The 22,732-nt window shown below is 70.8% G+C and carries 22 protein-coding genes; 10 read left to right on the top strand and 12 right to left on the bottom strand.

The genetic code is table 11. The features are described from left to right. The first annotated feature begins 26 nt into the window (after positions 1-26). Positions 27-632, top strand: coding sequence for a CatB-related O-acetyltransferase (locus RBJ65_RS36490; protein WP_306319893.1), 606 nt, complete (start codon positions 27-29; stop codon positions 630-632). Between the two features lie 29 nt (positions 633-661). Here the strand turns inward: RBJ65_RS36490 and RBJ65_RS36485 are convergent, their stop codons facing one another. The 3 genes from RBJ65_RS36485 to RBJ65_RS36475 all read right to left on the bottom strand — a co-directional run bounded on the left by RBJ65_RS36485 (position 662) and on the right by RBJ65_RS36475 (position 3,568). After that, positions 662-1,036: a VOC family protein gene (locus RBJ65_RS36485; RefSeq protein WP_306319803.1), complete on the bottom strand. Its 375-nt coding sequence runs from the start codon at positions 1,034-1,036 to the stop codon at positions 662-664. Between the two features lie 101 nt (positions 1,037-1,137). Further along, entirely contained in the window at positions 1,138-2,595 is a 1,458-nt protein-coding gene (locus tag RBJ65_RS36480; RefSeq protein ID WP_306319804.1) for a cytosine permease, read from the bottom strand. A gap of 40 nt (positions 2,596-2,635) precedes the next feature. Beyond that, positions 2,636-3,568: a flavin reductase gene (locus tag RBJ65_RS36475; RefSeq protein ID WP_306319805.1), complete on the bottom strand. Its 933-nt coding sequence runs from the start codon at positions 3,566-3,568 to the stop codon at positions 2,636-2,638. Positions 3,569-3,770: 202 nt separating this feature from the next. Here RBJ65_RS36475 and RBJ65_RS36470 point away from each other — a divergent pair, with 202 nt between their 5' ends. The 6 genes from RBJ65_RS36470 to RBJ65_RS36445 all read left to right on the top strand — a co-directional run bounded on the left by RBJ65_RS36470 (position 3,771) and on the right by RBJ65_RS36445 (position 9,069). Further along, the gene (locus RBJ65_RS36470; RefSeq protein ID WP_306319806.1) at positions 3,771-4,412 is read left to right on the top strand and encodes an amino acid synthesis family protein; all 642 of its coding nucleotides are present in this window, start codon (positions 3,771-3,773) and stop codon (positions 4,410-4,412) included. Continuing rightward, a complete protein-coding gene (locus RBJ65_RS36465) occupies positions 4,409-4,960 on the top strand; it encodes an amino acid synthesis family protein (protein WP_306319807.1) in 552 nt (183 codons plus the stop codon). Before RBJ65_RS36470 ends, RBJ65_RS36465 begins: the two co-directional genes overlap by 4 nt. 12 nt (positions 4,961-4,972) lie before the next feature. Beyond that, positions 4,973-5,704: an alpha/beta fold hydrolase gene (locus tag RBJ65_RS36460; protein WP_306319808.1), complete on the top strand. Its 732-nt coding sequence runs from the start codon at positions 4,973-4,975 to the stop codon at positions 5,702-5,704. After that, positions 5,697-7,202 carry an aldehyde dehydrogenase gene (locus RBJ65_RS36455; protein WP_306319809.1) on the top strand — a complete coding sequence of 502 codons (1,506 nt, stop codon included), beginning with the start codon at positions 5,697-5,699 and terminating at the stop codon, positions 7,200-7,202. Before RBJ65_RS36460 ends, RBJ65_RS36455 begins: the two co-directional genes overlap by 8 nt. A 70-nt stretch (positions 7,203-7,272) precedes the next feature. After that, positions 7,273-8,319 carry an LLM class flavin-dependent oxidoreductase gene (locus RBJ65_RS36450; RefSeq protein ID WP_306319810.1) on the top strand — a complete coding sequence of 349 codons (1,047 nt, stop codon included), beginning with the start codon at positions 7,273-7,275 and terminating at the stop codon, positions 8,317-8,319. An 87-nt stretch (positions 8,320-8,406) separates the two neighbouring features. Then, positions 8,407-9,069, top strand: a complete 663-nt coding sequence (locus RBJ65_RS36445; RefSeq protein WP_306319811.1) for a GntR family transcriptional regulator — start codon at positions 8,407-8,409, stop codon at positions 9,067-9,069. A 25-nt stretch (positions 9,070-9,094) separates the two neighbouring features. Here the strand turns inward: RBJ65_RS36445 and RBJ65_RS36440 are convergent, their stop codons facing one another. Both RBJ65_RS36440 and RBJ65_RS36435 read right to left on the bottom strand, forming a co-directional pair. Beyond that, positions 9,095-9,637: a DinB family protein gene (locus tag RBJ65_RS36440; protein WP_306319812.1), complete on the bottom strand. Its 543-nt coding sequence runs from the start codon at positions 9,635-9,637 to the stop codon at positions 9,095-9,097. 71 nt (positions 9,638-9,708) lie between these two features. After that, complete coding sequence (locus RBJ65_RS36435) at positions 9,709-10,098, bottom strand: MerR family transcriptional regulator (protein WP_306319894.1); 390 nt, start codon at positions 10,096-10,098, stop codon at positions 9,709-9,711. A gap of 137 nt (positions 10,099-10,235) precedes the next feature. Here RBJ65_RS36435 and RBJ65_RS36430 point away from each other — a divergent pair, with 137 nt between their 5' ends. Next, entirely contained in the window at positions 10,236-11,738 is a 1,503-nt protein-coding gene (locus tag RBJ65_RS36430) for a SulP family inorganic anion transporter (protein WP_306319813.1), read from the top strand. A 20-nt stretch (positions 11,739-11,758) separates the two neighbouring features. Here the strand turns inward: RBJ65_RS36430 and RBJ65_RS36425 are convergent, their stop codons facing one another. Together RBJ65_RS36425 and RBJ65_RS36420 are read right to left on the bottom strand one after the other, a co-directional pair. Continuing rightward, positions 11,759-12,151, bottom strand: a complete 393-nt coding sequence (locus RBJ65_RS36425) for a VOC family protein (protein WP_306319814.1) — start codon at positions 12,149-12,151, stop codon at positions 11,759-11,761. Further along, positions 12,148-12,456 carry a helix-turn-helix transcriptional regulator gene (locus tag RBJ65_RS36420; protein ID WP_306319815.1) on the bottom strand — a complete coding sequence of 103 codons (309 nt, stop codon included), beginning with the start codon at positions 12,454-12,456 and terminating at the stop codon, positions 12,148-12,150. Before RBJ65_RS36420 ends, RBJ65_RS36425 begins: the two co-directional genes overlap by 4 nt. A gap of 355 nt (positions 12,457-12,811) precedes the next feature. Here RBJ65_RS36420 and RBJ65_RS36415 point away from each other — a divergent pair, with 355 nt between their 5' ends. Beyond that, positions 12,812-14,983 carry a glycosyltransferase gene (locus RBJ65_RS36415; protein WP_306319816.1) on the top strand — a complete coding sequence of 724 codons (2,172 nt, stop codon included), beginning with the start codon at positions 12,812-12,814 and terminating at the stop codon, positions 14,981-14,983. On the opposite strand, the gene aceE is transcribed toward RBJ65_RS36415, so the two are convergent. The 3 genes from aceE to RBJ65_RS36400 all read right to left on the bottom strand — a co-directional run bounded on the left by aceE (position 14,980) and on the right by RBJ65_RS36400 (position 19,833). Continuing rightward, positions 14,980-17,835: a pyruvate dehydrogenase (acetyl-transferring), homodimeric type gene (gene aceE, locus RBJ65_RS36410; RefSeq protein WP_306319895.1), complete on the bottom strand. Its 2,856-nt coding sequence runs from the start codon at positions 17,833-17,835 to the stop codon at positions 14,980-14,982. The two genes, RBJ65_RS36415 and aceE, sit on opposite strands and share 4 nt — an antisense overlap. 137 nt (positions 17,836-17,972) lie before the next feature. After that, positions 17,973-18,623, bottom strand: coding sequence for a GntR family transcriptional regulator (locus tag RBJ65_RS36405; RefSeq protein WP_306319817.1), 651 nt, complete (start codon positions 18,621-18,623; stop codon positions 17,973-17,975). 10 nt (positions 18,624-18,633) lie between these two features. Next, positions 18,634-19,833: an MFS transporter gene (locus RBJ65_RS36400; protein ID WP_306319818.1), complete on the bottom strand. Its 1,200-nt coding sequence runs from the start codon at positions 19,831-19,833 to the stop codon at positions 18,634-18,636. Between the two features lie 54 nt (positions 19,834-19,887). Between RBJ65_RS36400 and RBJ65_RS36395 the strand changes: the two genes are divergently transcribed. Continuing rightward, the gene (locus tag RBJ65_RS36395) at positions 19,888-20,739 is read left to right on the top strand and encodes a helix-turn-helix transcriptional regulator (RefSeq protein ID WP_306319819.1); all 852 of its coding nucleotides are present in this window, start codon (positions 19,888-19,890) and stop codon (positions 20,737-20,739) included. Positions 20,740-20,755: 16 nt separating this feature from the next. Here RBJ65_RS36395 and RBJ65_RS36390 read toward each other — a convergent pair whose 3' ends face one another. Further along, on the bottom strand, positions 20,756-21,727 hold the full coding sequence (locus RBJ65_RS36390) for a fumarylacetoacetate hydrolase family protein (RefSeq protein WP_306319820.1): 972 nt from the start codon (positions 21,725-21,727) through the stop codon (positions 20,756-20,758). Positions 21,728-21,787: 60 nt separating this feature from the next. Then, the gene (locus tag RBJ65_RS36385; protein WP_306319821.1) at positions 21,788-22,726 is read right to left on the bottom strand and encodes a VOC family protein; all 939 of its coding nucleotides are present in this window, start codon (positions 22,724-22,726) and stop codon (positions 21,788-21,790) included. Positions 22,727-22,732: the final 6 nt, after the last annotated feature.

Raw genomic sequence — 22,732 nt, 5'->3', positions numbered from 1 at the left:
CCGCCGACCCGACCGTGCTGCACCCCATGCCCGACCAGCCGCGTGTCGTCCTCCTCAAGCCCCTGGTGACGTCGCCGCTCATCGAGGTCGGCGAGTTCTCGTACTACGACGACCCGGACGACGCGACGGCCTTCGAGACCCGCAACGTGCTGTACCACTACGGGCCGGAGAAGCTGGTCATCGGGAAGTTCTGCGCGCTGGGGGAGGGCGTGCGGTTCATCATGAACGGCGCCAACCACCGCATGGACGGCCCCTCCACCTTCCCGTTCCCCATCATGGGCGGCTCCTGGGCCGAGCACTTCGACCTCATCACCGGTCTGCCGGGGCGGGGTGACACCGTCGTCGGCAACGACGTGTGGTTCGGGTACCGGGCCATGGTGATGCCCGGCGTCCGGATCGGGCATGGGGCGGTGATCGCCTCGGGTGCGGTCGTCGTCGACGACGTCCCCGACTACGGCGTCGTCGGCGGCAACCCGGCGCGCGTCATCCGTCGGCGGTACAGCGACGAGGACGTCGAGCGGCTGCTCCAAGTGGCGTGGTGGGACTGGCCGTTGGAGCACCTCACGGCCCATCTGGCGGAGGTCATGTCGGGGAGCGTCGACGACCTGGAGCGGGCCGCGCCGAACCGGTGAGTCAGGTGTGCGGCGCGGCCCGTTCCGCCTCAGTGCAGGCAGAGGCAGAACGGATGCCCGGCCGGATCCGCGTACACCCGCCAGTTGGTCCCCGGGTGCACCTGGTCCGTCCGCTCCAGCAGCGTCGCGCCGAGGGCGAGGACCCGCTTCTCCTCGCCCTCCAGGTCGTCCACGTCGAAGTCGAGGTGCAACTGCTGCGGCCGCTCCTGGCCGGGCCACTCCGGCGGCCGGTAGCCCGCCGCCCGCTGGCAGGCGATGGTGACGCCCTCGAAGCCCTCGACGTCCACCCAGTCGGGATCGTCGGGGTCGACGACCGTCCGGCCGCCGAGCATCTCCGCGTAGAACTCGGCGAGCCGAATCGGGTCGTCACAGTCCAGTGCGACTGCCTGTAGCTTTCGAATCACTTCCGGCACTCCTCGCTCATCGGTCGCTTCCGCGACATCCTGCACGGGAAGTGTCGTACCCGCCACCGTGGCGGACACACCGGGCGTGGCGGCGGGTCGCGTCAGCCGCGCCCGATCAAGTCCCGCTCCGGCGCCGGAAGTTGCTCCGTGGCCTCGGCCGCCCGCACCGCGGCGTCCGGGGCGCCCGCCCGCCGCCACAACGGCTTCAGCCGGTACGTGCACAGGTACAGCCCCACCGCGACCGCCGCCGCGACGAGCATGCTGAGGTCGCCTGCTCCCGGGTGGGCCGCGGCGAAGGCGCCGGTGTAGAGGTCGGACACCCAGAACGGCACGGACGCCGCGACGCCGCCCGCCCAGGCCACCAGGCCCCAGTCGACGATCCTGGAGCGGTCGTAGAGCTCGGCGATCCTGCCGGGGTCGCCGCGTCCGCCCAGGTAGAAGTCGATGAGGAGCACGGCGGCGAACGGCGCGATGAAGTACGCGGTGAGGTTGAGGAACACCTTGAACTTGTCCTCCGTGCCGGAGGCGCCCCACAGGCTGATCCCGTACGCGAGGACGCAGATTCCGGCCACCGCCTGGGTGCGGGTGACGGGGATCTTGAGGGTCTGGACGGAGATCGCGCCGCCGTAGACATTGAGGAAGTTCTGGGCCAGCGCGGAAAGGCCCACGGCGACCAGCGCGGGCACGGCGAACGGGCCCATCAGCTCGTGCAGGGCGGTGATGGTGTCCGAGCTGGACGCGGAGGCGCCGACCACGACGCCGAGGATGCCGAGCCAGCTGATGGTGAGGAAGTTGCCGAGCGCGGTGTACCAGGTGGTCTGCCGGACGACCCTCGCGGTGTCCGGCAGATAGCGCGAGTAGTCGGAGGCGAACGGCGCCCACGCCACGAGGAACGCCAGGAACCAGCCGCCCAGCGTGATCGAGCCACCTGCCGCGCCGACATAGCCCTCCGCGTGCGGATTCGCCTCGAAGAGGCTGCCGCCGCGGGCCACCGCCACGACCGTGATCAGCACGAACAGCGGGGTCAGTACGTACGTCAGCGCCCGCTGCAGGAAATTGATCATGTTGTAGCCGAAGACGGCCACGACCAGCTCGACGACGGTGAGCAGCAGCGCGCACAGCCAGTACGGCAGGTGGCTCAGCTCGGCGAAGGCCTTGCCGCCGAGGATGACCGTGACGGCCGCCCAGCCCACACCCGAGAACACGTTGATGTACGCGACGGGCACGAAGTTGCCGAAGAAGCCGAGCGGGCCGCGCGCCTGGATCTGCTGCGGCACACCGAGCCGCACACCCATGCGCGACATCACGGCCATCAGGGCGGCGCCGACCCCGGCGCCCACCACGATCGCGCCGACGGCGGTGGCGAAGCTCAGCCCGAACCACGCGGCACTGAAACCGAGCAGGATCACCGGGAAGTTGAGCCCGGCCGCGAACCACACGAAAAACTGTGAACTCGGTTTGCCGTGCCGCTCGTTGTCGGGGATGTGGTCGACGCCGAACGGCTCGACCTTGGTGACGGCGCTGCCGTAGACGGGTGCGCCCTGTGCGTCTTGAGTCATGGCGTGCTCCGGAGGACGTGGATGCGGGGGCGGACGCGAGTCACCAAGGGAGCGGCGCCGTCTGGGAGATGTCGAAGAAGCCGCCGCCGCTGTAGACGAGCGGGGCGACCTCGGAGTGCGACGCCGACACCACACGTCCGGTGAACACGGTGTGGCTGCCGGCCTCCAGGCGCTCCCCGATCTCCACCTCAAGCCGGGCGGCGGACCCTTCGAGCAGCGGGGCGCCGTGCTCGCCGGGCGCCCAGTCGAGGGCGGCGAACTTGTCGGTGCCCTTGCTCGCGAACACCTTCGCCACGTCGAGCTGGTCGGCGGCGAGGATGTTGATGCCGATGTGGCTCGCGCGGTGCAGCGCGGGGTGCGTCGACGAACTGCGCTGCACGCACACCAGCACCATCGGCGGGTCGAGCGAGATGCTGGAGAACGCGTTCACCGCGAGCCCCTTGGGGGTGCCGTCGTCGTCGGTGGTCACCACGGTGACACCGGTGATGAACTTGCGGTGCACGCCCTTGACCAGGTCGGCGTCGACGGCGGCCTCGTGCGCCGTCGTGATGATGCCGAGCGCTTCGAGCAGCTGACGGGAGTCGAAGGTGACCGACTCCTCGGTGACGGTGTCCCCGTCGAAGCGGGCGAAGGTGGCCCCAGACACCTCCACGGGGCGCCCGGTGGGCGGCACACCCATGAAGGTGTCCGTGTGCCGGCCGGTGCTGCGCCAGCGGACCGCGAGCCGGTCGCCGTCCTCGACCAGGTCCTCGATCTCGGTGTGCAGATCGGGGAACGCGGCGCGCACGGCGCTGATGCTGTCCTTGAACCCGGCGCGGTCCTGCGCGGTTCCGGCCGGACCGCGACGGCGTACGTAGCCGGGGCTCAACACGTCGTCCAGGGCGTCGACTTCGCCCCGGTTCCAGGCCGCGTCCCAGGCGGCGCGGAGGCGGGCGGGGCGGTCCGCGCGGGTGTGTTCCAGCGTGAGTGACATGAGGGTGCGGCTCCCTTGAACGCTCTTGCATGGCAGTTCTGTTGTATGGCAGAGGACCGTAGGAATGGGGCGTCCGTGATGTCAATGGTTCGGGCGGGATTCGCGCCTCCTCGTCTTGCTTTTCTGTGAATACGGAGGTCGGCGGCGGGAGATCCCCGCCGACCCTTGACGGGCTTTCCGGCTGCCTCTTAGCCTCACTGCCATGGCACAGCATCAATCAGCAGGCCAACAGCTGTGGGCCACGCCCACAAGAGGCCGACTGCGCAAGGTCGTTACCGTGGTGGACGAAGTCCTCCTGGAGCTCGGTCGGCCGGTCGCCACTCCCGTACGACGCGTCGCAGCGGCCGCCGTCATCGAGAACCCGTGGGCGGGGCGCGGCTTCGTCGCCGACCTCCAGCCCGAGGTCGAGGACATCGCGCCCGGGATCGGCCGGCTCCTCACCGACCGGCTGATCGAGACACTCGGCGGCGTGGAGCACGTCGAGGCGTTCGGGAAAGCGGCCGTCGTCGGGCTCGACGGGGAGGTCGAGCACGGTGGCGCGCTGATCCACACCCCGTACTTCGGCAACGTGCTGCGGGAGTTGACCGAGGGCACCTCGATCATCGTGTTCAGCGACGACCGGCTCGCGGCCGGTGAACCGCTCACCGTCCCGGTGTGGCACAAGACCGCCGCCGCCACCCGCTCCCACTACCAGACGGTCCAGATCCGGGTCCCGGACGCGCCCCGCCCCGACGAGATCGTCGTGGTCGCCGCCGCGGCCTCGGGCCCGCGCCCCAACGCCCGTATCGGAGACCGCCGCCAGGACCCCGTGGTCCGCCTCGCCGACTTGGAGACCGCCCGATGAACCTCCGCAAGATCCTGACGTACGTCGAAGACATCCACGCCGAGGGTGGCCGCCCCGTCGACTCGGTGGCCCGCACCGCCGTGGTGCTCGCCGTGATCGAGAACCCGTGGGCGGGGCAGGGCTTCGTCGACGACCTGCTGCCCGGCATCGACGAAGTGGCGCCCCAGCTGGGCGAGTTGCTCGCGCCGCGCGTCGTCGACGCGCTCGGCGCGCCCGTCGAGGCGTACGGCAAGGCCGCGATCGTCGGCCTCGACGGGGAGGTCGAGCACGGCAGCGGGCTCATCCACACGCTGAAGTTCGGCGACCACTTCCGCAAGGCGGCGAACGCCACCACGCTGCTGCCCGCCGTGGAGAAGCGGGCCGTGGCCGGCGGTGTCTTCGACATCCCGCTGAAGCACATCACCGACGCCACCATCCGCTCGCACCACCAGAGCGTCGAGGTACGGGTCTCGGACGGGCCGCGCGCCGACGAGATCGTCATCGGTCTGGCCGCTGCCGCGCAGGGCCGCCCGCAGGCCCGCCTCGCCCCGCTGGCCACCGAGCAGTAGGGCGGCCCCGCCATGGACAAGCCGCCCCTCGTACTGCTGCACGGAGTCGGCCTCGACCGCACCATGTGGGAGCCCGTCACCGCGCTGCTCGCCGACCGGTTCACGGTCGTCGCGCCCGACCTGCCGGGACACGGCGCCCGGCCGCCGGTGCGCGGAGACATCACGCTCGCGGAACTCGCCGACGGGGTCGCCGAACACATCCCGGCCGGCTCGCACGTGGTCGGATTCTCGCTCGGCGCTCTTGTGGCGCAACAACTGGCGTTGCTGCACCCGGAGTTGACGCGCACGCTCGTCTCGGCGAGCTCCGTCTGCCGCCGCACCCCGGCCGAGCGGGCGGCCGTCCAGGCCCGGCTGCGTACCGCCGAGAGCGACTTCGCGGCGAGCACCGAGGCGTCCATCGAGCGCTGGTACGCGGACACCACCGTGCCGGACGATGTCGTCGAGCGGACGCGGGCCACCCTCGCCGCCAACGACGTCGACTCCTTCCTCGGCTGCTACCGGGTGTTCGCGAACGCCGACGCCGAACTCGGCCCGCGGCTCGGTGACATCACCGTGCCGTCCCTCGCGGTGACCGGGGAGAACGACCCGGGATCCACGCCGGAGATGACACACCGGCTCGCCGCGGCGCTGCCCGACTGCCGGGCGGTGATCGTGCCCGGAGCACGGCACATGCTGCCCGTCGAGCGCCCGGAGGCGTTCGCGGACACCCTCACCACCTTCATCGGAGAGCGCGCACATGTCTGACCCCACGCCCGCGACGGACCTCACCACGTGGCGGCACTTCATCGGCGGCCGGTGGGTCGAGCCCGCGTCCGGCGCGTACTTCGACAGCGTCGACCCGGCCACCGGCCGCACCCTCTACCGCGCCGCCCGCGGCACCGCCGCCGACGTCGACAAGGCCGTGACCGCGGCCCGCGAAGCCTTCGAGAACCCGGACTGGCGCGAGCTCAGCCAGACCAAGCGCGGCCACCTGCTGCGCCGCCTCGGCGACCTGATCGCGGAGAACGCCGAGGAACTCGCCCTCATGGAGTCCCGGGACAACGGCAAGCTGCTCCGCGAGATGCGCGGCCAACTCGCCTCCCTCCCCGAGTACTTCCACTACTACGCCGGCCTCGCCGACAAGATCCACGGCGAGACCGTCCCCACCTCCGACCGCGCCGTCCTCAACTACACGGCGCGCGAACCCCTCGGCGTCGTCGGCGCGATCACCCCGTGGAACTCGCCGCTGACCCTCACCACGAGCAAGCTCGCCCCCGCCCTGTGCGCGGGCAACACGGTCGTCGTCAAGCCCTCCGAGTACACCTCGGCCAGTGGCCTGCGCCTCGCCGAACTCGCCCTGGAGGCCGGGTTCCCGCCGGGCGTCGTCAACGTCGTCACCGGCTACGGCGCCGAGGCCGGGCAGCCGCTCGTCGACCACGAGGGCCTCGCGAAGATCTCCTTCACCGGCTCCACGGCGACGGGTTCGAGGATCGCCGCGACGGCCGCGGGCCGCTTCATCGGCTCCACCCTCGAACTCGGCGGCAAGTCCCCGCAGCTCGTCTTCGAGGACGCCGACGTCGCCAACGCCGCCATGGGTGTCATCGCCGGAGTCTTCGCCGCCGCCGGGCAGACCTGCATCGCGGGCAGCCGCGTCCTCGCCCACCGCTCCGTCTACGACGAGCTCCTTGAACGGGTCTGCGAGCGCGCCAAGTCCATCCGCGTCGGCGACCCCCTCGACGAGGCCACCGAACTCGGCCCGCTCGCCTTCGAGGCGCAGCGCGACAAGGTCGCCGCGTACGTCGACCTCGGCCGCGAGGAGGGCGCCCGGGTGCTGACGGGCGGCGCACCCACCGACGGCGGCACGGGTGGCTGCTTCTACGAGCCGACCGTCCTCGTCGACGTCCACAACGACATGCGGGTCGTACGCGAGGAGATCTTCGGCCCCGTCGTCGCGATCATGCCGTTCGACACCGAGGACGAGGCCGTACGCATCGCCAATGACACCGAGTACGGCCTCGCGGCAGGGGTGTGGACCACCAATCTGTCCCGCGCACACCGGGTCGCGGGCCGCCTCGACGCGGGCACGGTCTGGGTCAACACCTACCGGGCCATGTCCCCGATGTCCCCGCGCCAGGGCTTCAAGGCCAGCGGCGTCGGCGTCGAGCACGGCACCGAGACCATCAAGGAGTACACCCGCCTCAAGAGCGTATGGATCAACACGAGCGAGGAGCCCGTGGCCGATCCGTTCACGATGCGGAGCTGAGGGCCGTGCCCCCACCCCGACAGGCACTGCTCCCGCACCCGTCCTCACCCACCGTAGAGAAGGAGTTGTCATGAGGTTTTCGCTGTTCGTGCACATGGAGCGCTGGGACGAGTCCGCCTCGCACCGTGAACTCTTCGAGAATCTCACCGAGTTGACGCAGATGGCCGAGGCCGGCGGGTTCAGCACGGTGTGGGTCGGCGAGCACCACGCCATGGAGTACACGATCTCGCCGAGCCCCATGCCGATCCTCGCCCACCTCGCGGCGAAGACCGACACCATCCGGCTCGGCGCGGGAACCATCATCGCCCCGTTCTGGCACCCGGTCCGGGCGGCGGGGGAGACGGCCCTCCTCGATGTCATCAGCAACGGGCGCGCGGAGGTGGGCCTCGCCCGCGGCGCGTACCAGATCGAGTTCGACCGCCTCGCCGACGGCCTGAAGGCCAGCGACGGCGGCAAGCACCTGCGTGAACTCGTCCCCGCCGTAAGGGCGTTGTGGCAGGGCGACTACGCGCACGACGGCGAGATCTGGCAGTTCCCGACCTCGACGAGTGTGCCCAAGCCGGTGCAGCAGCCCACCCCGCCGATGTGGATCGCCGCCCGCGACCCCGCCTCGCACGACTTCGCCGTCGCCAACGGCTGCAACGTCATGGTGACCCCGCTCATGAAGGGCGACGAGGAAGTGGCCGCGCTCAAGGAGAAGTTCGACACCGCCGTGGCCAACCACCCCGAGGTGGAGCGCCGCCCCGACATCATGGTGCTGCGCCACACCCACGTGCACGCGCCCGAGGACCCGGAGGGCTGGCGCCCGGCCGCCGAAGGCATCAACAAGTTCTACCGGACCTTCGACGCCTGGTTCGGCAACAAGAACACCCCGGCCAACGGCTTCCTGGAGCCCAGCCCCGAGGACAAGTTCGCCGAGCGCCCCGAGTTCGCGCCCGAGGCCCTGCGCAGGACCGCGATGATCGGCACCCCCGCCGAGGTCATCGAGCGGCTGCGCGGCTACGAGGAGTTGGGCATCGACGAGTACAGCTTCTGGATCGACAACACGCTCTCGCACGAGGAGAAGCGGGAGTCGCTGAAGCTGTTCATCAAGGAGGTCGTCCCGGCCTTCCAGTGAGCGGTGCGGGCCCGGCCGCTTGCATGGCAGTCCCGCGTATCCCTGTCAATTGACGCTACACAACCCAGCAGACTAGGTTCACGTGCCATGCAAGAGACCAGCATGCAGGCGAAGGTCGCCGAAGAGCTGCGCCGGATGATCATCAGTGGGGAGCTGCCGCCGCGCTCCAGCCTCTCCGAGATGACGCTGTCGCAGACCTTCGGCGTCAGCCGCACCCCGATCCGCGAGGCCCTCAAGCAGCTCCAGATCGAGGGCCTGGTCGAGGTGCGGCCACGGGTCGGCACGTTCGTCGCCGTGCCCTCGCGCCGCGAGATCACCGAACTCTTCCAGATGAAGGAACTCCTCGAAGGCGCGGCGGCCCGCCTCCTCGCCTTCCGAGGCAACGTCCCCGAGGTGGAACGCCTCGCCACCACCATGCGCGAGGCCGACGAGGCGGTGCGGGCCGGCGACTCGGACAAGTACGAGAAGCTGGTGCACGACTTCCACGAGCTGATCATCGTCGGGGCCGACAACTCCAAGCTGGAGGCCCACTACCGCACCCTGATGAACCAGCTCGCCTACGCCCGCCTGGTGCGCACCTCCCTCGCCCAGCCCGGCCGCCTCAGCGAGTCCGACCACGAGCACCACCGCGTACTCGACCTCATCCTCGCCAAGGACGGCGACGGCGCGGAACGCGTCATGCGCGAGCACGTGCGCCGCAGCCACCAGGCGCTCATGGCGGGCATGGACGACGACCGGTTCAAGGACTGACTCCGACACCTGGTCCAACGACCGTTCAGTCGCCCACCGTCCCGTCTGCCATCTCCCGCAGGACGTCGATGTGCCCGTTGTGCCGGGACGTCTCCTCGACGAGGTGCATCAGGATCCAGCCGAGGGTCACGTACGTACCGTCCCTGACCGGGCGCTTCGCCGTCGCCGACAGCTCGGTTTCGGCGACGAGCCGGCGGTACCGGGCGCTCTGCTCCTCGTACTCGGCGACGAGTTGCGGTACCGGCGTCTGCGCGCCGATCCGCATCTCGCGGTCCGGGTCCTCGTCCGTCCACGGGCCCTCGGTGTCCTCCTCGCCGAAGAAGATCACCTGGAACCAGTGGTACTCCACCCACCGGAGGTGGCTGATGAGGCCGCCCAGCGTCATGAGCGGCGAACCCGGGAGCGGCGCCGCTCCCCCGTGTTCCGGCGCGAGGCCCGCGCACTTGGCGACGGCCGTGGCGCGCGCGTAGTCGAGGAACGTCGTCAGCATCGTGCGCTCGTCCCAGGACGAGGGCATGTCGGTACGGGGCGCGGGTGTGGTCGCGGGTGCGGGCGCTGGCGTGGTCATGGCGGGATCCTGGCACGGGCCGGACCGCTCCGGTACCGGATTACGCCGCCACCGGATTACGGCGCCCCGAGTTACGGCGCCCCCGCCCCCTTCAGGCGCTCCCGCAGCGTCCCCGCGAACTCCTCCGCCCGACCCAGCTGTTTACGCAGATCCGCGACGCGGTCGGCGGCCGCCTGCTCGAAGTGGCGTACGCGGTCGAGGAGTTGCTCGCGTTCGGCGCCCTCGGGAGGCGGGGTTGCGTCGAGGCGGTCGGTGGCGTCGAGGAGGTCGCGCATCTGGTCGAGGGTGAAGCCGAGGGGCTTCATGCGGCGGATCACCATGAGGCGGGCCACGTCGTTCTCGGTGTAGAGGCGGAAGCCGCCCTGCGAGCGGGCGGACGGGATGACGAGGCCCGTCTCCTCGTAGTGCCGGATGGTGCGCAACGACAGCTCGGTCCGGTTCGCGACCTCGCCGATCTGCATGTGCTGCTCGCTGCTCACGCCCACCACTACCGATCTCTACCCTTACGTTAGGGTAGGGTTGCTCTTCGTTCGGGGCGGCCGCGTGCCGCCCTTTTCCGTGCCCGACCACGACAGGTTACGTTTCCTTGCCCAGTGCGATGTCCCCCTCCTCCCCGACCGCCCGGCTGCGCGGACTGCGCCGCCCCGACTGGTGGTCCGACCCGAAGGTGTGGCGCACCGAGATCCTGGGCGGGCTCGTGGTGGGGCTCGCGCTGATCCCCGAGGCGATCTCGTTCTCGGTCATCGCGGGCGTCGACCCCGAGATCGGTCTCTTCGCCGCGTTCACCATGGCCGTGACCATCTCGATCGTGGGCGGGCGGCGGGCCATGATCTCGGCCGCCACGGGCGCGGTCGCGCTGGTGATCGCGCCGCTCAACCGGGAGCACGGGTTCGGGTATCTGGTCGCCGCCGTGATTCTGGCCGGTGTCTTCCAGATCGTCCTCGGGGCACTCGGCGTCGCGAAGCTGATGCGGTTCGTGCCACGCAGCGTCATGGTCGGCTTCGTCAACGCCCTCGCCATCATGATCTTCATGGCCCAGGTGCCGGAGATGACGGACGTGCCGTGGGCGGTGTACCCGCTGATCGTCGGCGGGCTCGCGCTGATGGTGTTCTTCCCGAAGGTCACCAAGGCCGTCCCGGCGCCGCTCGTGTCGATCGTGATCCTGACCGTCGTCACCGTCGCCGCCGGGATCGCGGTGCCGACGGTGGGGGACAAGGGGGCGCTGCCGTCCTCGCTTCCCGTGCCGGGGCTGCCGGACGTGCCGTTCACCTTCGACACGTTGAAGATCATCGCGCCGTACGCGCTGGCCATGGCGCTGGTGGGTCTCATGGAGTCCCTGATGACGGCCAAGCTCGTCGACGAGATCACCGACTCCCGGTCGTCCAAGACCCGCGAGTCCATCGGCCAGGGCATCGCCAACATCGTCACCGGCTTCTTCGGCGGCATGGGCGGCTGCGCCATGATCGGGCAGACGATGATCAACGTAAAGGTGTCGGGCGCCAGGACGCGGCTGTCCACGTTCCTCGCGGGTGTCTTCCTGATGGTGCTGTGCGTGGTGTTCGGGCCGATCGTCTCCGAGATCCCGATGGGCGCGCTGGTCGCCGTGATGGTGATGGTGTGCTTCGCGACCTTCGACTGGCACTCCGTCGCGCCGAAGACACTGAAGCGGATGCCGGCGGGCGAGATCGTCGTCATGGTGCTGACCGTGATCGTCGTGGTCGCCACCAGCAATCTCGCCATCGGTGTCGTCGTCGGCTCGATCGCCGCGATGGTGATCTTCGCGCGGCGGGTGGCCCACGTCGCGGACGTCACCTCGGTCACCGACCCGGACGGCGGCCAGGTCGTCTACTCGGTCACCGGAGAGCTGTTCTTCGCGTCCTCCAACGACCTCGTGACGCGGTTCGACTACGCCGGTGACCCCGAGAAGGTCGTCGTCGACCTCTCCGCGACCCATGTGTGGGACGCCTCGTCGGTGGCGGCGCTCGACGCCATCGAGACCAAGTACGCGGAGCGCGGCAAGAGCGTCGAGTTCGTCGGCCTCAACCCGGACAGCGCGGCCCTGCACGGAAAGCTGAGCGGGGAGCTGGCCGGCAGCGGCTGACCGCCACCGGCGGGCCGGGCCTACTTGGGTTCGGTCGCGATCTGGATCAGGTTGCCGCAGGTGTCGTCGAGCACGGCGGTCGTGACCGGGCCCATCTCCAGCGGCTCCTGCGTGAACCGGACTCCGAGCGCGGTCAGCCGCTCGTACTCGGCGTGCACGTCGTCGACGGCGAACTGGGCGAGCGGGATGCCGTCCGCGATCAGCGCGTCCCGGTAGGGCTTGACCGCCGGGTGGCCCGAGGGCTCCAGGAGGAGTTCGGTGCCGCCGGGCTCCTCGGACGACACGACGGTCAGCCAGCGGGCGCCCCCGCCCAGGTCCTCGTCGTGCTTCTTCTTGAAGCCGAGGATCTCGGTGTAGAACTGCGCGGCCTTGGCCTGGTCGTCGACGAAGACGCTGGTCATGTGGATCTTCATGGGGTGCTCTCTTCCGGGTCCGGCCTGGGGTCTTCTGGGGTGAGCCACCGCTCCGATATCTCTCGAAGGGGGGCGGTGTTCAGGTCGTGGAACTTGTAGCGGCCCTCCCGCCTGGTCTCGACGAGCCCGGCCGTCTCCAGCACGGCGAGGTGCTGGGAGACGGCCTGCCGGGACAGGTTCAGCCGGTGCTTCATGGTCAGCCGGGAGCAGATCTCGAAGAGGGTCTGCCCCGGCTTGAGCGTCAGCTCGTCGAGGATCGTACGGCGGGTGGGGTCGGCCAAGGCTTTGAAAAGGTCATCGGCCACGACGCCAGCATAGGCAAGTGTTCGCTTGCCTATCAACCGGAAGGGGCCGTGGCGCGGGTACGGCCTTGTCCGGTGCGGCGCCGCCGCATGTGGGCGCGGCCGTCGCGGCGCTCGGGCTCCTCGCGCCCGTCGTCGCCGCACGGTTCGACGACGTGACACCACCCGTACGTAGTCGGGTGCGCGCGGTGTGTAACTGGTGAACCCCGCACCGTCGTTACCCAACACCCCGGTCCCGTCGGGGTGTTGGCGTGAGTGAGACTCAAAAGTCGCGAATGTCCGCATATCCGCATGTAATTGGACGGGCGACGGCAACCCCGCGCGTCACGCTCAGCACCACAGAACGGGCGCTCCACGCATGAAGTTCGGTTTTATTGTCTTCAACGCCTATGGAATAGGCGGCACCATCCGCTCCACCATGAACCTCGCGGGCGCACTCGCCGAGGCGGGCCACGAAGTGGAGATCGTGTCGCTCGTGCGCTCCAGGGAACACCCCGCGTTGAAGCCGCCACCCGGAGTGAGGATGCTGCCGCTCGTGGACGCGCGGCCCGACTCCCCGGCCTTCGACCCCGAGCACGACCCGGCCGCCAACCCCTCGCGGCTCTACCTCCGCGCCGACGGCCCGTACAAGCTCGCCAGCACCCGCACCGATCAGCGCGTCGTCGAGTGGTTCGAGCGCACCGACGCCGACGTCATCGTGGGAACACGACCCGGCATCAATGTGCTGCTCGCCGAACACGGCCCCCGCCGCGCCCTGCGCATCGGACAGGAACACCTGACCCGCGCCCTGCAGAAACCGGCCATCGAGGCCGCCCAGGACCGGGCGATCGCCGCCCTCGACGCGTTCACCACCGCCTCCTACGCCGACGCCGAGAGCTACCGCGAGGCCCTGCCCGGAATCGGCACCGAGATCCGCTGCGTACCCAACGGCGTCCCCGTACCGGATGTCGCCGCGTCGACCGGACGCACCAAGGTGGTCGTGGCGGCGGGCCGGCTCATACCCGTGAAGAACTACGCCCTCCTCATCGAGGCCTTCGGACACGTCGTGGCCAAGCGCCCCGACTGGTCGCTGCGCCTCTACGGCCGCGGCCGCCTCGCCGGGCAGCTCCGCGAGCAGATCCTGGCATCGGGGCTGAGTGACCACGTACGCCTCATGGGAGCCGTCGCACCCATCGAACCGGAGTGGGCGAAGGGCGCCGTCGCGGCGGTCTCGTCGAACGCCGAGTCCTTCGGTATGACCCTCGTCGAGGCCATGCACGCGGGCCTGCCCGTCGTCGCCACCGACTGCCCGTACGGGCCCGGCGAGATCCTCGACGACGGACAGGACGGCTACCTCGTCCAGCCAGGCGATCCCGAGGAGTTCGCCGCCGCGCTGCTCGACCTCATCGAGGACGACGAGCGGCGCCACGCGATGGCGGAGGCGGCGCGCGCGAAGGCGCTGACGTTCACACCGCGGACGGCGGCCGAGCGATTCCTGGCGCTGGTGGCGGAGCTGCGGGGACCCGGAGTCCTCGTGCCGGCCCCGGCGGCGCGGCGACCCATGTCCGGCCGGGTGCGCAGGCACGCCGGTACCGTCGCCCGCCCCGTGCTCCGCGCCTCCCTGCGCACCCCCGTCCTCGCCCCCGCCGTCCGCGCCCTGATGCCGAAGCGCGCCCAACGCCTCACCCGCGTCCCCGGCTTCCACCCGGTGGCCCGCGCGACGGCCGCGCCGGGCGGTGACATCGAGGTACGTGTCACCGGGGTGCCCACCCACCACGCGGTACTCGTCCTGCGCCGGGGCGAGGACGAACTCCGCCTGCCGCTGCACCGGGAACCGGAGGCCCTGCGCGCCCGCGTGGGCCGGGACCTCGCGCTGGACGAGGGCGAGTGGCACTCGTACGTCGAGCAGACGGCGACCGGCGTACGCCGCCGGGTGCGCGCCCTGACCGTCGAGACCGCCGAACTCGTCGGCCGCGCACCGGATGTGACGGAGGGTCAGGTCATCTCCCGGATCCCCTACGCCACCTCCAACGGACACCTCGCCGTACGCGCCTGGGCCCGCCCCGCACACCTGGAGATCGGCACCGTGGACACCGGTGAACCCGCCACCATCGTGCAGGGCACGATCTTCGGACGGCCGCTCGGGGACGACACCGTGGTGGTGGCGTCACTGCGCGGCACGCGGACCTCCTTCGAGTCGGCGGAGGTCGTGGTCTCCGACGGCCAGGTGTGGTTCTCGCTGCCGCACGCCGACTTCGCCGAGCACAGCACGGCACGCGGCGACGACCGCGAATTCTGGGACGTGCACCTGGTCGACGGCGGGACCCGGATCCCGGTCGGCCGCATCGGCGGAGACGTGCCGATGCGCAAGGGAACCGACGCCGTGCCCCCGGCCTTCCACACCCGTCCCGGAGGCCAACAGGTCCGGATGCGCCCCTACTTCACCGCAGACAACAGCCTGGCGGTGACGGTCCGCGAGGTGACCCCGACGCCCGCCACGGCGGTGCGTGAGCGGACGTCGGACGACGCCCGACTCACCGGCATCGTCTAGCGCGCCGCGGAAGCGACGTCCTGCTTGCGGATACGGCCCCCGACTCCGGTACCGCGCACCGTGGACAGGTCGACGCCCGACCGGGCGGCGAGCCTGCGGACCAGCGGGGTCGCATGGGCGGCGGAGGCGGCGGAGACGGAGGCGGGAGCGTCGCCCGCCTCCGCGCGCTCCTCCGTACCCGTCAGGCCATAGTGCCGGGCAGCCCGTTCGGCGGCGTCCGCCGCGACCTCGCCGCGCGCGGCCAGCGTACGCAGCACGTGCACGACGATCGACTCGGCGTCGACCCCGAAGTGGCGGCGCGCGTTGGCCCGGTTGTCGGAGAGGCCGAAGCCGTCGGTGCCGATGGACGTCCACTGCTGGGTCACCCACGGCGCGATCTGGTCGGGCACCGCCCGCATCCAGTCCGACACCGCGACGACCGGACCGGGCGCGTCGGCCAGCGCCTCGGTCACGTACGGGACCCGGCCATCGGCCTCCGCCTCCATCGCGTCGCGGCGCAGCAGCGTCCAGGACGGCGCGGACCACACGTCGGCGGCGACGTTCCAGTCCTTCGCGAGCAGTTCCTGCGCCTCCAGAATCCAGTGGATCGCCGTGCCGGAGGCGAGGAGTTGGGTGCGCGGGGCGTCGGTAGCGGGGTGGTCGATGGCGCGGTAGCGGTACAGGCCGCGCACGATGCCCTCCTCGACACCCTCCGGCATCGGCGGCTGCGTCTTCGTCTCGTTGTAGACGGTGAGGTAGTAGAAGACGTCCTCCGGGTCCTCCCCGTACATGCGCCGCAGGCCATCGCGGACGATGACACCGACCTCGTACGCGAACGCCGGATCGTACGGCAGACACGCCGGGTTGGTGGAGGCGATCAAGTGCGAGTGGCCGTCGGCGTGTTGCAGGCCCTCGCCCGTCATCGTCGTCCGCCCCGCCGTCGCGCCGACGACGAAGCCGCGGCCCAACTGGTCGGCCAGCGCCCAGAACTGATCGGCCGTCCGCTGCCAGCCGAACATCGAGTAGAAGATGTAGAAGGGGATCAGCGGCTCGCCGTGGGTCGCGTACGAGGTGGCGGCGGCGGTGAAGGAGGCCAGTGAACCGGCCTCCGTGATGCCCTCGTTGAGGATCTGACCGTCCCTCGACTCCTTGTAGTAGAGGAGCTGGTCGCGGTCCACGGGCTCGTACGTCTGGCCCTTGGGGGAGTAGATCCCGGCGGAGGGAAACAGGGACTCCATGCCGAAGGTGCGGGCCTCGTCGGGGACCACGGGCACCCAGCGCGGCCCGGTCTCCTTCTCCCGCAGCAGGTCCTTGACCAGGCGGACGAACGCCATCGTCGTGGCGATCCCCTGACTGCCCGAGCCCTTGGCGAGGGTCTCGAAGGGTTTGGCGGACGGCGCCGGGAGCGGGCGGTTCACGACGCGGCGGGCGGGGACCGGGCCGCCGAGCGCGCGGCGGCGCTCCTGGAGGTAGGCGACCTCGTCGGAGTCGGCGCCCGGGTGGGCGTACGGGACGAGGTCGTCGCCGAGCCTGGAGTCGGGGATGGGAAGCTCCAACAGGTCGCGCATGGCGCGGAATTCCTTGCCGGAGAGCTTCTTCATCTGGTGGTTGGCGTTGCGCGACTCGAAGCCGGGGCCGAGCGTCCAGCCCTTCACCGTCTGCACGAGGACGACGGTCGGCGCGCCCTTGTGGTCGACGGCCGCACGGTACGCGGCGTGGATCTTGCGCGGCTCGTGGCCGCCCCGCGACGTACCGACGATCCGGGCGAGGTCCTCGTCCGAGTACGGCCGGGCGAGACCGGCGAGCGGCCCAGCGAACAGGCGCTCGCGGATGTACGCGCCGTCGCGCGCGGCGAAGGTCTGCAACTGGCCGTCGGGCAGGGTGTCCAGGGCGTCGAGGAGCAGGCCGTCCGCGTCCGTGGCGAGCAGCCCGTCCCACTCCACGCCCCACGGCACCTTGACGACGTTCCAGCCGGCCGCCCGGAACTGCGCCTCCAGCTCTTGCATGATCTTGAAGTTGCCGCGCACCGGGCCGTCGAGGCGCTGGAGGTTGCAGTTGACGACAAAGGTGAGGTTGTCGAGCTCCTCGCGGGCGGCGAGGTTCAGCGCGGCCGTCGACTCCGGCTCGTCCATCTCACCGTCACCGAGGAACGCCCACACATGGCTGCGGCTGGTGTCCTTGATGCCCCGGTGCTGGAGGTAGCGGTTGAAGCGGGCCTGGTAGACGGCCGAGATGGGGCCGAGGCCCATCGACACGGTGGGGAACTCCCACAGCCACGGAAGGCGCCGCGGGTGCGGGTACGAGGGCAGTCCGCCGCCGCCCGCCTCCATCCGGAACCGGTCCAACTCGCCCTCGTTCAGGCGCCCTTCGAGAAACGCGCGGGCATAGACACCGGGTGAGGCGTGCCCCTGTACGTAGAGCTGGTCGCCGCTGCCGTCGGCGTCCTTGCCCTTGAAGAAGTGCTGGAAGCCGACCTCGTACAGCCAGGCGGCGGAGGCGTAGGTGGCCATGTGGCCGCCGAGGCCGCCGCGGTCGTTGCCGCGCGTCACCATGGCCGCGGCGTTCCAGCGGTTCCACGCGGTGATCCGCGACTCCATCGACTCGTCGCCGGGGTACGCCGGTTCGGCGTCCGTCGGGATCGTGTTGACGTACGGCGTCGAGGAGGGCGGCGGCAGCGGCACACCCGCGGCGAGCGCGTGGTCGACGACGCGCCGCAGGAGCCGGCCCACCCGCCGCTGACCGACGGCGCCGACCGCGCCGTCCACGGAGGCCAGCCACTCGGCGACCTCCTGCGGATCGGGCTCGGGAAGCTGGTCCAGCTGGTGGTTCGAGTACACCGGGGACACCGGGGACACCGGGGACACCGGGGACATCGGGGACACCGGGGGCACCTGGGACATAGGGATCGCCTGTCCTTCCGCACTGTGAAAGATCGTTTCCTTCATGCAGAAGCTAGGCCGGGCCGGATGGGCCGGTCAATGAATACCGGCAAGTAATTTCCAATGATCGATCATTTGCGGGCGTAGTCCATGACGTGCCGCTCCATCAGCCGACCCAGGTGCGGATCACCGCGCCGCAACCCCTCGACGAGCTCCTCGTGGTCCTCCGCGTTGTCGTGCAGATCCGTGCGCAGCCACCCCAGGGACAGCCGCGTCCAGGCCTCCACGCCGAGCCAGTCCCAGTGCCGGATCAGCACGGGGTTGCCGCAGGCGTGCACGATGGCGCGGTGGAACGCGACGCCGTGCAGGGCCTGTTCGTCGGTCTTCCCCTCGGTGGCGGCGTGCCGCATCGCCCGCAGGTGCCGTTCGAGGCCGGTCACGTTCCCGGCCAGGCGCGGAGCGGCGAGCATGACGGCCCGCCGCTCCAGTGAGGCCCGCACCAGGTACACGTCGCGCAGCTGACCCAGCGTGAGTTCCTGTACGCGCACGCCCTTGTTGGGCGCGTACGTCACGAGGCCCATGGTCTCCAGCTCGCGCAGCGCCTCCCGCACCGGCGCCTGGCTCACGCCCAACTCCTGTGCCACGCGCCGCTCCACGACCCGGTCGCCGGGCCCCCAGCGGCCCGCCACCAGACCTTCGAGGACGAAGCGGCGGACCTGCTCGTGCAGCGGGACGCGGGCGAGGGGGCCGGAGGACGGCGCGGAAGTGGGCGAGCTGGGCACGGTGGCTCTCCTACGGTGCGGGCGATGCGGGCGTTGCGGGCTCTTTGAGCAATGATCGATCAGAGGCTACGGTATCGGTCCCCGGCTCCGGCAGCGCCCGGAACAGCAGCCAGCTCAGCAGCGGCATGACGATGAGCGGCGTCAGCGCGGTGCGCAGCGACGTATGGTCGGCGATGCTGCCGATGAGGGGGCTCGCAAGGCCGCCGATGCTCACGGTGAGGCCGAGCGTGATGCCGCTCGCGGTGCCGACGCGCGAGGGCAAGTAGTCCTGGCCGAGCGTGACTTGGAGCGAGAACGGGACGTAGAGCCCGGCCGAGGTCAGCGCGAGGAAGCCGTACAGCGCCGGACCCGGCACCCACACCACGCCCGCCACCGAAGCGGCCGTCAGCAGGTACGACCAGCGCGAGACGGTGACCCGGTCCCAGCGTCCCGCCAGCGCGCCGCCCAGGACGCTGCCGACCGCGCCGCCCACGTACAGCACGAACAGGGCGACGGTGCCCGCCACCTCGCTGCCGCCCATGCGCTGCGTCGCGTACAGGGAGATGAAGGTGCTCAGGCCGGTGAAGACGATGGAGCGGCACACCACCGCGAACGACAGGCGGACGAACGCGGGCACGTCGTCCCGCGCAGGGGCCGCGTCGGCGGCGGAAGCTCCGATGCCCCGGCGGCCGAGGGCGCGCAGCACCGGCAGGCAGATCGCCGCGCCGACCGCCGCGGGCAGCACAAGCAGCGGCGTGAGGTTCAGGCCGCCCGCGGCGATCGCGGCGGCCACCAGGAGAGGGGCCAGCGCGAAACCGATGTTGCCGCCGAGGGAGAACCAGGCCATGGCGCTGTGGCTGCCACGGCTCGCGAGCCGGGCCACCCGCGCGGACTCCGGGTGGTAGGCGGCGACACCGATTCCGGAGATGGCGACGACGGCGAGCGTCACCGCGTACGAGTCGCTGACCCCGCTCAGCGCGATGCCGACGCCCGCGAGCAGCGTGCTGAGCGGGAGCAGCCAGGGCATCGCCCACCGGTCGGTGAGCAGGCCGAAGACCGGCTGGGCCACGGAGGAGAGGAGGGACGCGGCAAGCACGATGCCGGACACGGCGGCGTAGCTGTAGGCGCGTTCGGCGACGAAGTACGGGACGAGCGAGGCGACGGCGCCCTGATAGACGTCCACGCACGCGTGCCCGACGGAGAGCAGAGGGATGGAGGTGTTCTTTCGCACCGGATCATCCTCGCCACGGGCTGCCCTGGCCCGCTTCCGATAACCTGCCAGACAATGCCGAAGATCCGCCACGCCGTCCGCCACACCCCGGTGGCCCCCACGTACGCCCGCCACATGCCGCACGGCGCCGAGATCGACGCCCACCGGCACGACGACCACCAGATCGTCTACGCGGGCCGGGGCGTCGTCGCCGTCACGACGGACGCCGGTTCGTGGGTGGCGCCCGGGACCCGCGCCCTGTGGGTGCCCGCCGACACCGTCCACGCCCACCAGGCGCACGGCGACGTCGAGTTGCATTTCGTGGGGCTGCCCGCGACGACGAACCCGCTGGGCCTGGCCGCCCCCGCCGTGCTCGCGGTCGGCCCGCTGCTGCGCGAGCTGATCGTCGAGTACACGCGCGGCGCCCGGGAAGGCGGCGCCGAGGGAGAACGCCTCGAAGCGGAAGCCTCCGAAGGGGAAGCCTCCGAAGCGGAAGCCTCCGAAGGGGAAGCCTCCGAAGGGGAGGGCCCCGAAGGGGAAAGCCCCGAACGCGCCCGCCTGCGCGCCGTCCTGCTCGACCAGCTGAAGCTCTCCCCGCAGCAGCCCCTGCACCTGCCGACACCCACCACCCCCGTGCTGCGCGCGGTGTGCGACCTGCTGCACGCGGACCCGGCCGACCGCCGCACCCTGGCGGAGCTCGGCCGCGAGGTCGGCGCGAGCGACCGCACCCTGTCCCGGCTCTTCCGCGCCGACCTCGGCATGACGTTCCCGCAGTGGCGCACCCAACTCCGCCTCCACCGCGCGCTGATCCTGCTGTCGGAGGGGACGCCGGTGACGACCGTGGCGAACCTGTGCGGATGGTCGTCGACCAGCGCGTTCATCGACGTGTTCCGGCGGGCCTTCGGACATACGCCGGGCTCGCACTAGCTGCCGGGCGGACCGCTCAGGGCCGCTCCCGTGGGCGGCGGCGGCCGGTCGGCAGCGGGAGCGGGGCGGGCCCGGGGACCACGGTGTTGGTGACCGTGCCGATTCCCTCTGCGGTCAGGGTGACGGTGTCGCCGGGCTTCAGCGGCGGGGGTGTCCGCTCGCCGCGCACACCCCACAGTTCGGCGAGGCAGCCGCCGTTGCCGCAGGTGCCGGAGCCGAGGAGGTCGCCGGGGACGACACGCGTACCGCGCGAGGCGTAGGCCACCATCTCCTCGAACGTCCAACTCATGTTGGACAGCAGGTCCTTGCCGACGACCTCGCCGTTCACCTCGGCCGTGAGCGAGAGCCGCAGCAGGTCCTCGGCGTCGCGGTACGGGTCGAGTGCGTCGGCGGTGACGAGGTACGGGCCGAGGGTGGTCGCGGTGTCCTTGCCCTTGCAGGGGCCGAGGCCGACCTTCATTTCGGCGGACTGGAGGTCGCGGGCCGACCAGTCGTTGAACACCGTGTAGCCGATGATGTGTTCGCGGGCTGCTTCCGGGGTGAGGTCGCGGCCCTCGCGGCCGATGACCGCGCCGACCTCCAGCTCGAAGTCGAGGACGGCCGAGCCGGGTGGCATGGGAATGTCCTCGCCCGGCCCGTACACGGCGTGCGGGTTGGAGAAGTAGAACGTCGGCGCCGCGTACCACTGCTCGGGTACGCCCACCGCCCCGTCGACGGAGCGGCGTACCCCCTCGACGTGCTCCTCGAAGGCCACGAAGTCCCGTACGGACGGCGGCTGGAGGGGTGCGTGGAGCCGGACCTCGGAGAGGTGCGGCCCCGGTGGTGTGTCGAGGGCGGCGCGGCCGAGGGCCAGCAGGTCGGGCAGGCCCGAACCGGCGGCGATCACCTCGGTGAGAGTGCGGGTGCCGGGCAGCGGACGGAGGGTGTCGTCGTCCGCGACGACGGCGACACGTGTCTCGTGCCGGTGGGTGTACGTGGCGAAGCGCATCGGCGGCTCCAGGCGGGGGAGTTGGGGGAGTTGGGGGAGTTGGGGGAGTTGGAGGAGTGCTTAGACCGGCGGGGCGACGAACACGCCGCGGTCGGGGTCGTTGAAGGACTCCTTGGCGACGAACTCGTTCATCGCGTTGGCCGTGCCCCACTGGTCGGTGACCTCGGGCTTCGAGAAGTCGTAGATGTGCGGGTGCCAGGTGTCCTCGTCGAGTTCCTCCAGCTCCGTCGTGTACTCGACGGTGTTGCCGTGCGGGTCGAGGAAGTACGTGAAGGTGTTGTCACCGGCGAGGTGCCGGCCTGGCCCCCAGATCTTCTTGAACCCGGCGCGCATGACACGCCCCGAGCCCCGCATGTACTCGTCCAGGCCGCGCATCTCGAACGACACATGGTGCAGCGCGGTGTGCGGGCCCTGCGCGATCGCCATGGAGTGGTGCCGGCTGGAGATCCGCATGAAGTGCATGACCTCGCCCATGTGCGGCGAGGAGAGGGTGTCGGAGAGCGCGAAGCCGAGGTGGCGCTCGTACCACTCCCGAGTCCGGTTCAGATCGGGGGAGTTGAGGACGACGTGGGAGAGCTTGACCGGGATGGCCTCCTTCTCCTCGATCCTGCGGTGCCGCCGCGCCTCGACATCGGCGGAGACCTCGATGGTGCGCCCGTCGACGTCGAAGAAGCGGAAGCCGTAACCGCCGCCGGGAGTGTCGAGCTTCCCAGGACGGGATACCAGCTGAACGTCCCCCGCGAGGAGTCGCTCCGCGAGCGTGTCGACATCGGCCGGGCTCGCAGCCCCGTACGAGACGAGGTCGAGGCGCTTCTCCTCGGCCTTGCGCAGCCGGACGACGTACTGCTCGGGGGAGCCCTCGGCGGCCAGGAAGGACAGGCCGGAGTCCTCGGTGGTCGTGGTCAGGCCCCAGACGCCGGAGTAGAAGTCGAGCTGCTTCTCGTAGTCGGGCACGGCGAGGTCGACGTGGCGGAGGTGGGTGAGCAGGCGTGCGGTCATGGTGGA

Origin of the sequence: Streptomyces sp. KL109B (assembly GCF_030766935.1) — a bacterium.
Classification (GTDB): domain Bacteria; phylum Actinomycetota; class Actinomycetes; order Streptomycetales; family Streptomycetaceae; genus Streptomyces.
The sequence above is the reverse complement of the archived record's forward strand: the minus strand, read 5'-3'. Positions and strand labels throughout refer to the sequence as shown.

Excerpts from the sequence above, each read along its gene's own strand:
- RBJ65_RS36395 (WP_306319819.1), top strand. The coding sequence starts at position 19,888 with ATGCCGAAGATCCGCCACGCCGTCCGCCACACCCCGGTGGCCCCCACG.
- RBJ65_RS36425 (WP_306319814.1), bottom strand. The coding sequence starts at position 12,151 with ATGAAGATCCACATGACCAGCGTCTTCGTCGACGACCAGGCCAAGGCC.
- RBJ65_RS36440 (WP_306319812.1), bottom strand. The coding sequence starts at position 9,637 with ATGACCACGCCAGCGCCCGCACCCGCGACCACACCCGCGCCCCGTACC.
- RBJ65_RS36490 (WP_306319893.1), top strand. The coding sequence starts at position 27 with ATGCCCGACCAGCCGCGTGTCGTCCTCCTCAAGCCCCTGGTGACGTCG.
- RBJ65_RS36435 (WP_306319894.1), bottom strand. The coding sequence starts at position 10,098 with ATGCAGATCGGCGAGGTCGCGAACCGGACCGAGCTGTCGTTGCGCACC.
- RBJ65_RS36415 (WP_306319816.1), top strand. The coding sequence starts at position 12,812 with ATGAAGTTCGGTTTTATTGTCTTCAACGCCTATGGAATAGGCGGCACC.
- RBJ65_RS36465 (WP_306319807.1), top strand. The coding sequence starts at position 4,409 with ATGAACCTCCGCAAGATCCTGACGTACGTCGAAGACATCCACGCCGAG.
- RBJ65_RS36460 (WP_306319808.1), top strand. The coding sequence starts at position 4,973 with ATGGACAAGCCGCCCCTCGTACTGCTGCACGGAGTCGGCCTCGACCGC.
- RBJ65_RS36475 (WP_306319805.1), bottom strand. The coding sequence starts at position 3,568 with ATGTCACTCACGCTGGAACACACCCGCGCGGACCGCCCCGCCCGCCTC.
- RBJ65_RS36480 (WP_306319804.1), bottom strand. The coding sequence starts at position 2,595 with ATGACTCAAGACGCACAGGGCGCACCCGTCTACGGCAGCGCCGTCACC.
- aceE (WP_306319895.1), bottom strand. The coding sequence starts at position 17,835 with ATGTCCCCGGTGTCCCCGGTGTCCCCGGTGTCCCCGGTGTACTCGAAC.
- RBJ65_RS36430 (WP_306319813.1), top strand. The coding sequence starts at position 10,236 with ATGTCCCCCTCCTCCCCGACCGCCCGGCTGCGCGGACTGCGCCGCCCC.
- RBJ65_RS36455 (WP_306319809.1), top strand. The coding sequence starts at position 5,697 with ATGTCTGACCCCACGCCCGCGACGGACCTCACCACGTGGCGGCACTTC.
- RBJ65_RS36385 (WP_306319821.1), bottom strand. The coding sequence starts at position 22,726 with ATGACCGCACGCCTGCTCACCCACCTCCGCCACGTCGACCTCGCCGTG.
- RBJ65_RS36470 (WP_306319806.1), top strand. The coding sequence starts at position 3,771 with ATGGCACAGCATCAATCAGCAGGCCAACAGCTGTGGGCCACGCCCACA.
- RBJ65_RS36445 (WP_306319811.1), top strand. The coding sequence starts at position 8,407 with ATGCAAGAGACCAGCATGCAGGCGAAGGTCGCCGAAGAGCTGCGCCGG.
- RBJ65_RS36390 (WP_306319820.1), bottom strand. The coding sequence starts at position 21,727 with ATGCGCTTCGCCACGTACACCCACCGGCACGAGACACGTGTCGCCGTC.
- RBJ65_RS36450 (WP_306319810.1), top strand. The coding sequence starts at position 7,273 with ATGAGGTTTTCGCTGTTCGTGCACATGGAGCGCTGGGACGAGTCCGCC.